General features: G+C 65.3%; 8 protein-coding genes. 5 read left to right on the top strand and 3 right to left on the bottom strand.

The window, feature by feature from the left end:
* Together VNW74_RS02860 and fadD3 are read right to left on the bottom strand one after the other, a co-directional pair.
* Positions 1 to 533, bottom strand: a 533-nt coding sequence (locus VNW74_RS02860; RefSeq protein WP_325675100.1) for an acyl-CoA dehydrogenase family protein, incomplete at its 3' end; no start/stop codon positions are given.
* A complete protein-coding gene (gene fadD3 / locus VNW74_RS02855) occupies positions 533 to 2,098 on the bottom strand; it encodes a 3-((3aS,4S,7aS)-7a-methyl-1,5-dioxo-octahydro-1H-inden-4-yl)propanoate--CoA ligase FadD3 (RefSeq protein ID WP_325675099.1) in 1,566 nt (521 codons plus the stop codon). The genes fadD3 and VNW74_RS02860, both read right to left, overlap by 1 nt.
* Before the next feature lie 83 nt (positions 2,099 to 2,181).
* Between fadD3 and ipdE1 the strand changes: the two genes are divergently transcribed.
* The 4 genes from ipdE1 to fadA6 are packed head-to-tail and all read left to right on the top strand — an operon-like array spanning position 2,182 to position 5,850.
* The gene (ipdE1, locus tag VNW74_RS02850) at positions 2,182 to 3,327 is read left to right on the top strand and encodes an acyl-CoA dehydrogenase IpdE1 (RefSeq protein WP_325675098.1); all 1,146 of its coding nucleotides are present in this window, start codon (positions 2,182 to 2,184) and stop codon (positions 3,325 to 3,327) included.
* Positions 3,324 to 4,112 carry a (5R,7aS)-5-hydroxy-7a-methyl-1-oxo-2,3,5,6,7,7a-hexahydro-1H-indene-carboxyl-CoA reductase gene (gene ipdF, locus VNW74_RS02845; RefSeq protein WP_325675097.1) on the top strand — a complete coding sequence of 263 codons (789 nt, stop codon included), beginning with the start codon at positions 3,324 to 3,326 and terminating at the stop codon, positions 4,110 to 4,112. The genes ipdE1 and ipdF overlap by 4 nt, the downstream gene beginning before the upstream one ends.
* On the top strand, positions 4,109 to 4,690 hold the full coding sequence (gene kstR2, locus VNW74_RS02840; protein ID WP_325675096.1) for a TetR family transcriptional regulator KstR2: 582 nt from the start codon (positions 4,109 to 4,111) through the stop codon (positions 4,688 to 4,690). The genes ipdF and kstR2 overlap by 4 nt, the downstream gene beginning before the upstream one ends.
* Positions 4,690 to 5,850: a steroid 3-ketoacyl-CoA thiolase FadA6 gene (fadA6, locus tag VNW74_RS02835; protein ID WP_325675095.1), complete on the top strand. Its 1,161-nt coding sequence runs from the start codon at positions 4,690 to 4,692 to the stop codon at positions 5,848 to 5,850. The genes kstR2 and fadA6 overlap by 1 nt, the downstream gene beginning before the upstream one ends.
* Here fadA6 and VNW74_RS02830 read toward each other — a convergent pair.
* Positions 5,834 to 6,439: a TetR/AcrR family transcriptional regulator gene (locus tag VNW74_RS02830; protein ID WP_325675094.1), complete on the bottom strand. Its 606-nt coding sequence runs from the start codon at positions 6,437 to 6,439 to the stop codon at positions 5,834 to 5,836. The genes fadA6 and VNW74_RS02830 overlap by 17 nt on opposite strands.
* Before the next feature lie 82 nt (positions 6,440 to 6,521).
* Here VNW74_RS02830 and VNW74_RS02825 point away from each other — a divergent pair.
* Positions 6,522 to 6,869: DUF899 family protein (locus tag VNW74_RS02825; protein ID WP_325675093.1), on the top strand; the 348-nt coding region annotated here is incomplete at its 3' end.

Here is a 6,869-nt window from a genome sequence, read left to right as displayed (position 1 = left end):
GCTTCGGGATCAGACCGAAACAATCCAAAAGCTCTGTCGCCGAACGGCGCCCGCGAACTCCAGATCTTCTGGCCGTTGAGCAGCCAACCCCCGTCGGTGCGGGTCGCTGTCGAGCGCAGTGAGGCCAGGTCGCTGCCGGACTCTGGCTCTGACCAGGCCTGCGCCCAGATCTCCTCGCCGCTGGCCATCTTCGGCAAGACTCGATCGAGCTGTTCCTCGGCGCCGTGCGCGAACAACGTCGGCGCCAGCATCGAGGTGCCGTTGGCGCTGGCCCGCCCGGGCGCCCCGGCGCGGAAGTATTCCTCCTCGAAGACCACCCACTGCAGCAGGGTTGCGTCGCGGCCACCGTACTTACGCGGCCAGGTGATCACCGACAAACCTGCCTCGAAAAGCACCTTGTCCCAGCGCCGATGCTGCTCGAATCCTTCGGCGGTGTCATAGGACAGTGTCGGGAACGCGCCCCGGTTCACAGTCAGGAACTCACGCACTTCCTGCTGGAATGTCTGCGTGTCGTCGTCGAAATCAAGGTCCATCACGGCATCTCTCGCAGTAGCGGTTTGACCACCTTGCCGCCCGCGTTGCGTGGCAGCGTGTCGACAAACCTCACCGAACGGGGGGCTTTGAAGTTGGCCAAGTACCCACGGGTGTAAGCGACCACCGCCCGCTCGTCGAGACCGGATCCGGGCCGCGTCACCAGGAAGGCTCGGCCGACCTCGCCCAGCCGCTCGTCGGGCACGCCGATCACCGCGCAGTCCAACACACCGTCCAGGCGGGCGAGCACTTGCTCGATCTCGGCCGGGTAGACGTTGAAACCGCCGCAGATGTACATGTCCTTGAGGCGGTCGGTGATCTGGAGATTGCCTGAGCCGTCAAGCTTTCCGACGTCACCGGTGTGCAGCCAGCCGTCAGCGTCTATGGTGTCCGCAGTGGCTTGCGGGTCGTCGAGATAACCGAGCATCACGTTGGGGCCACGCAGCAGCACCTCTCCTGTTTCGGCACCGTGAGCCCCGTCGATTCGCAACTCGAAATCGGCGATCGGGCGTCCGCAGGTGGTGGCCACCGTGACGGCGTCGTCGTCGGAGCGGCACATGGTGCCGAACCCGTTGCATTCGGTCAGGCCGTAGGCGGTGAGCACGATGTCGATGTCCAGTTCGGTCTGCATCCGCTCGATCAACACCACCGGCACCGTGGCCGCGCCGGTGACCGCGAACCGCAGTGAGCTCAGGTCGTAGCGGCCGCGGGCGGGATGGTCGAGCAACGTCTGGTAGATGGTCGGCGGCCCGGGCAGCACGGTGATCCGGTGCTCGGCCACCGCGCGCATCGCCTGCTCGGCGTCGAAGGTCAGTTGCGGGATCAGCGTGGCGCCGGTCTGAAGGCAGGCCAGGATTCCGGCCTTGTAGCCGAAGTTGTGGAAGAACGGATTGATGCACAGGTATCGGTCGTCGCTGGTGATCTTCCCGCAGGCCGCCCACGCCGCCGAACCGGACAGCGATTGGCGGTGCGCGCACAGCACGCCTTTGCTGCGGCCGGTGGTGCCGGAGGTGAACAGGATGTCGGAGAGGTCGTCGGGACGGACTGCGGCGGCGCGGGCATCGGCGGCCGCTTGGTTCTCCGGGTCGGAGCCGCGACTGACGAACTCGTCCCACGTCCCGTCGTTGACACGCGCGCTGCTTTCTGGCCTTTCTATGGGCACCCGCACGATGTGACGCAGATCGGGCAAGGCAGCCCGGTCGAGATCGGCGACCCTGTCCGCGCCGAGGAACTCACCCATCCCCACCAGCAGCGGAGCACCGGTGCGGGCCAGGATGTCGGCGGCCTCGGTCGCGGTGTAGCGGGTGTTCAGCGGTACCACAGTGGCGCCCGCGTAGTGGGTGGCCAGGCAGGCAACGACCCAGTGCCAGGTGTTCGGCGACCAGATCGCCACCCGGTCGCCTGTGCTCACACCCAGCGCGATCATCGCCGCCGCGGCGCGACGGACTTCCTCGCGCAACTCGGCAAAGGTGAGGGTGCGATCTGGCGTGACCAGCGCGTTGTGGTCGGGGAGCTCCCGCCCGATGCGGTCCAACGCCGCAGGAATGGTCTGCGGATGGCTCGACATCGAACTCCTCAGTGCTCGAGCCCACGGATTCATCCAGCCGCCGGGGCTAACAAAGCAAGTGCTTGGTAGGTTAGCCTACAGGGGTGCAGGGCGTCGAGGAGTTCCGGGCCGAGGTACGCGACTGGCTGGCCGAGAATCTGGTCGGCGAATTCGCTGCGCTCAGGGGACTCGGTGGCCCCGGTCGCGAAAACGAGGCGTTCGACGAGCGCCGGGCCTGGAACCGGCAGTTGGCGGAAGCTGGCCTGACCTGTCTGGGCTGGCCGGTCGAGCACGGCGGCCGCGGCCTGTCCGTCGCGCATCGGGTCGCGTTCTACGAGGAGTACGCGATTGCCAACGCGCCCGCAAAAATCAACCACTTCGGCGAAGAACTGCTGGGGCCGACGCTGATCGCCTTCGGAACGCCCGAGCAGCAGCAGCGGTTTCTGCCCCGAATCCTCGACGTCACCGAGTTGTGGTGTCAGGGGTACTCCGAGCCGGGCGCCGGCAGCGACCTGGCCAACGTGTCCACCACCGCGGTGCTGGACGGCGACGAGTGGGTGATCAACGGCCAGAAGGTGTGGACGTCGCTGGCTCACTGGGCACAGTGGTGTTTTGTGGTGGCGCGCACCGAGAAGGGCTCCAAGCGCCACGCCGGCTTGTCGTATCTGCTCGTGCCGCTGGACCAGGACGGCGTGGAGGTCCGCCCGATCGTCCAGCTGACAGGTGACTCGGAATTCAATGAGGTGTTCTTCGACGATGCCCGCACCGATGCCGACTTGGTGGTCGGCGCACCCGGCGACGGCTGGCGGGTCGCGATGGGAACGCTGACCTTCGAACGTGGCGTTTCGACACTGGGTCAACAGATCGTCTACGCGCGCGAGCTGAACGCCGTCGCGGAACTCGCCAAACGCACTGGCGCCGCTGATGATCCGCTGATCCGCGAACGCTTGACCCGGTCGTGGGCCGGCCTGCGGGCGATGCGCTCGTACGCCCTGGCGACGATGGACGTTGAGCAGCCTGGACAGGACAACGTCTCAAAGCTGTTGTGGGCCAATTGGCATCGTGAGCTCGGCGAGATCGCGATGGACGTGCGGGGTAAGGCCGGCCTGGTTTTGGACAGCGGAGACTTCGACGAGTGGCAGCGGCTTTATCTGTTCACCCGTGCCGACACCATTTACGGCGGCTCGAACGAGATTCAACGCAACATCATCGCCGAGCGGGTGCTTGGCCTACCCAGGGAGGCTAGATGACGTTAGCGGTCGCGCCGAAAGAGGTTGCCGGACATGGACTTCTAACTGGCAAGGTCGTGATCGTCACGGCGGCTGCCGGCACCGGCATCGGTTCGGCCACCGCCCGACGGGCGCTGGCCGAAGGCGCCGACGTCGTCGTCTCGGACCACCACGAACGACGCCTTGGCGAGACGGCCGAGGAGCTGTCGGCGCTGGGCCTGGGTCGCGTCGAGCATGTGCTCTGCGACGTGACGTCCTCGGCGCAGGTCGACGCGCTGATCGCGTCGGCCCATGCACGGATGGGCCGTATCGACGTGCTGGTCAACAACGCCGGCCTGGGCGGGCAAACACCGGTGGCCGATATGACCGATGAGGAATGGGACCGCGTTCTCGACGTCACGCTGACGTCGGTCTTTCGCGCTACCCGCGCGGTGCTGCGTTACTTCCGCGACGCCGACCACGGCGGGGTGATCGTCAACAACGCCAGCGTCCTCGGCTGGCGCGCTCAGCACTCGCAATCCCACTATGCGGCAGCCAAAGCCGGGGTGATGGCGCTGACTCGTTGTAGCGCAATCGAGGCCGTCGACTACGGAGTGCGGATCAATGCGGTATCGCCGAGCATCGCCAGGCACAAGTTCCTGGACAAGACCACCTCGGCCGACCTACTCGATCGGCTCTCGGCCGGGGAGGCGTTCGGTCGAGCGGCCGAGCCGTGGGAGGTGGCGGCCACGATTGCGTTTTTGGCCAGCGACTACTCCAGTTACCTGACTGGAGAAGTGATTTCGGTGTCGAGTCAACACCCATGAACCGCCGTGACGAACTTCTGGAGCTGGCGGCGACAATGTTCGCCGAACGCGGGTTACGCGCGACGACAGTGCGAGACATCGCCGACGGTGCGGGCATTTTGTCGGGCAGCCTCTACCACCACTTCGCGTCGAAGGAAGAGATGGTGGACGAGCTGCTGCACAGCTTCCTGGACTGGCTGTTCAGCCGCTACCAGGAAATCATCGACACGCAGCCGAATCCGCTGGAGCGACTCAAGGGGTTGTTCATGGCGTCGTTCGATGCGATCGAACATCGGCATGCCCAGGTCGTCATCTACCAGGATGAGGCGAAGCGGCTGCTACCGCAGCCCCGGTTCTCCTACCTGGAGGACCTGAACAAACAGCAGCGCAAGATGTGGGTCGACGTGCTGCACCAGGGTATCGAGGAAGGTTATTTCCGTCCCGATCTCGACGTCGACCTGGTTTACCGTTTCATCCGAGACACCACCTGGGTGTCGGTGCGCTGGTATCAGCCCGGCGGACCGCTCACCGCCGAGCAGGTGGGTCGGCAGTATCTCGCTATCGTTCTGGGCGGAATCACCAAAGAAGGAGATCAATAATGTCGGAGGCATACGTCGTCGAGGCCGTCCGTACCGCCGTTGGTAAGCGCAACGGATCGCTTGCCGGTGTGCATCCGATCGACCTGGGTGTGGCCGCATTTCACGGGCTGTTCGAGCGGGTCGACGTCGACCCCGCAGCCGTCGATGACGTGGTCGTCGGCTGCGTGGACGCGATCGGCGGGCAGGCCGGCAACATCGGTCGCAACGCCTGGCTGGCGGCGGGCTATCCCGAAGAGGTTCCGGGGGTGACCGTCGACCGGCAGTGTGGCTCCAGCCAGCAGGCGATTTCTTTTGGTGCACAGGCGATCATGGCCAACACCGCTGACCTGATCCTGGCCGGCGGCATGCAGAACATGAGCCAGATCCCGATCGCGTCGGCGATGGTGGTCGGCAAGGAGTTCGGGTTCACCTCGCCGACCAACGAGTCGAAGAACTGGCTGCATCGCTACGGCGATCAGGAGATCTCGCAGTTCCGCGGCGCGGAGCTGATCGCCGAACGGTGGAACCTGTCCCGCGAGGAGATGGAGCAGTTCGCGCTGATCAGCCACGAGCGGGCGCTGGCCGCAATCCGAGGCGGACACTTCGACAACGAAGTAATTGCCGTTGAAATAGATGGGGTCGGATTCCGGATCGACGAGGGGCCGCGCGAGACGTCGCTGGAGAAGATGGCCGCGCTGAAGACACTGTCGGAGGGCGGCCGGCTGACGGCCGCGGTGGCCAGCCAAATCTCCGATGGCGCCAGTGCGGTGCTGCTAGCGTCCGAGCAGGCCGTCAAGGACCACAAACTCACACCGCGAGCCCGGATCCATCACATCAGCGCCCGCGGCGCCGACCCGGTATTCATGCTCACCGGACCGATTCCGGCCACCCGCTACGCGCTGGAGAAGACCGGGCTGTCCATCGATGACATCGATACGGTCGAGATCAACGAGGCGTTCGCGCCGGTCGTGTTGGCCTGGCTCAAGGAGATCAAGGCCGACCCGGAGAAGGTCAACCCCAACGGCGGCGCGATCGCGCTCGGTCATCCGTTGGGCGCCACCGGGGCAAAGCTCTTCACCACCATGCTCAACGAGCTGGAGCGCACCGGCGGCCGCTACGGCCTGCAGACGATGTGCGAGGGCGGCGGCACCGCCAACGTCACCATCATCGAACGGCTGTAACGCCGGCGATGATGTCGTCGACCGTGCGCTGAGCCAGCGATTCCACCTCACGGCGTCTCGCGCCGCGCAGTGGTCCACGCAGGGCCAGTTCGGCGAACCCGTGCACGGCCGACCAGCACGGCCACTCGGCGCCGTCGCGTCGCTCGGGCGGCAGCGCTCCTGCATCCCTCATGGCGTTGAGCGCCTCGACCAACGCGACATACGGTGGGGCCAAATCTGTTTCGTCGGGGGCGTCGGATCCAAAGAATGCCACCGTGAACCAACCAGGTTCGTCCAACGCGAACCCGATGTAACCAAGCCCGACCGCTCGCAACCGATCGCACGCTTGCTGCACAGTTGAGCCGCGTCGGCGGGCCGAGCTGTGCATCCGCGCCGCCATCCGGGATTGGATAGCCGCCGCAACCGCCCGCAGCAATGCTTCCCGGTCGGCGAAATGACGGTACGCGGCATTAGGCGAAACCCCAACGCGCCGAGTCGCTTCCCGGATGGTGAGCGCGTCGGGCCCACCAGCCCGGGTGAGTTGAAGGCCCGCGTCGATCAATGCCGCGCGCAGATCGCCGTGGTGGTAACCGGTCTTTGCGTCAGTCAACCCTTGACCCTCCTCGGGGCCGAAGTGTACGGTGTGAACATTACCATGTTGACGGCGTAAACATCGCATCGGAGGATTTCTCGTGAAAACCGCAGGATTGCCACCCGTCGTGGACCAGGAAGCCTGGCAGCGCGAATTGGATGCCCTTCGCGTCCGGGAAAAGGCGGCCACCCGCGAGCTCGACGCCATTGCCGCACAGCGACGACGACTGCCGATGGTTGAGATGCCGGACTATGTATTGGAATCCGAGAACGGACCGGTGCGGTTAGCGGACGTGTTTGACGGTAAGTCGCAGCTGATCGTCTACAGCCACATGTGGTTCCCAGGTGAGGAGTGGCAATGCCCGGGTTGCACCGGCTTCACCTCACAGTTCACCCGGCTGGAGTTTCTGGACAACTATGACGCCCGATTCGTCATCGTCACACAGGGG

The organism is Mycobacterium sp., assembly GCF_035570115.1.
Classification (GTDB): domain Bacteria; phylum Actinomycetota; class Actinomycetes; order Mycobacteriales; family Mycobacteriaceae; genus Mycobacterium.
The sequence above is the reverse complement of the archived record's forward strand: the minus strand, read 5'-3'. Positions and strand labels throughout refer to the sequence as shown.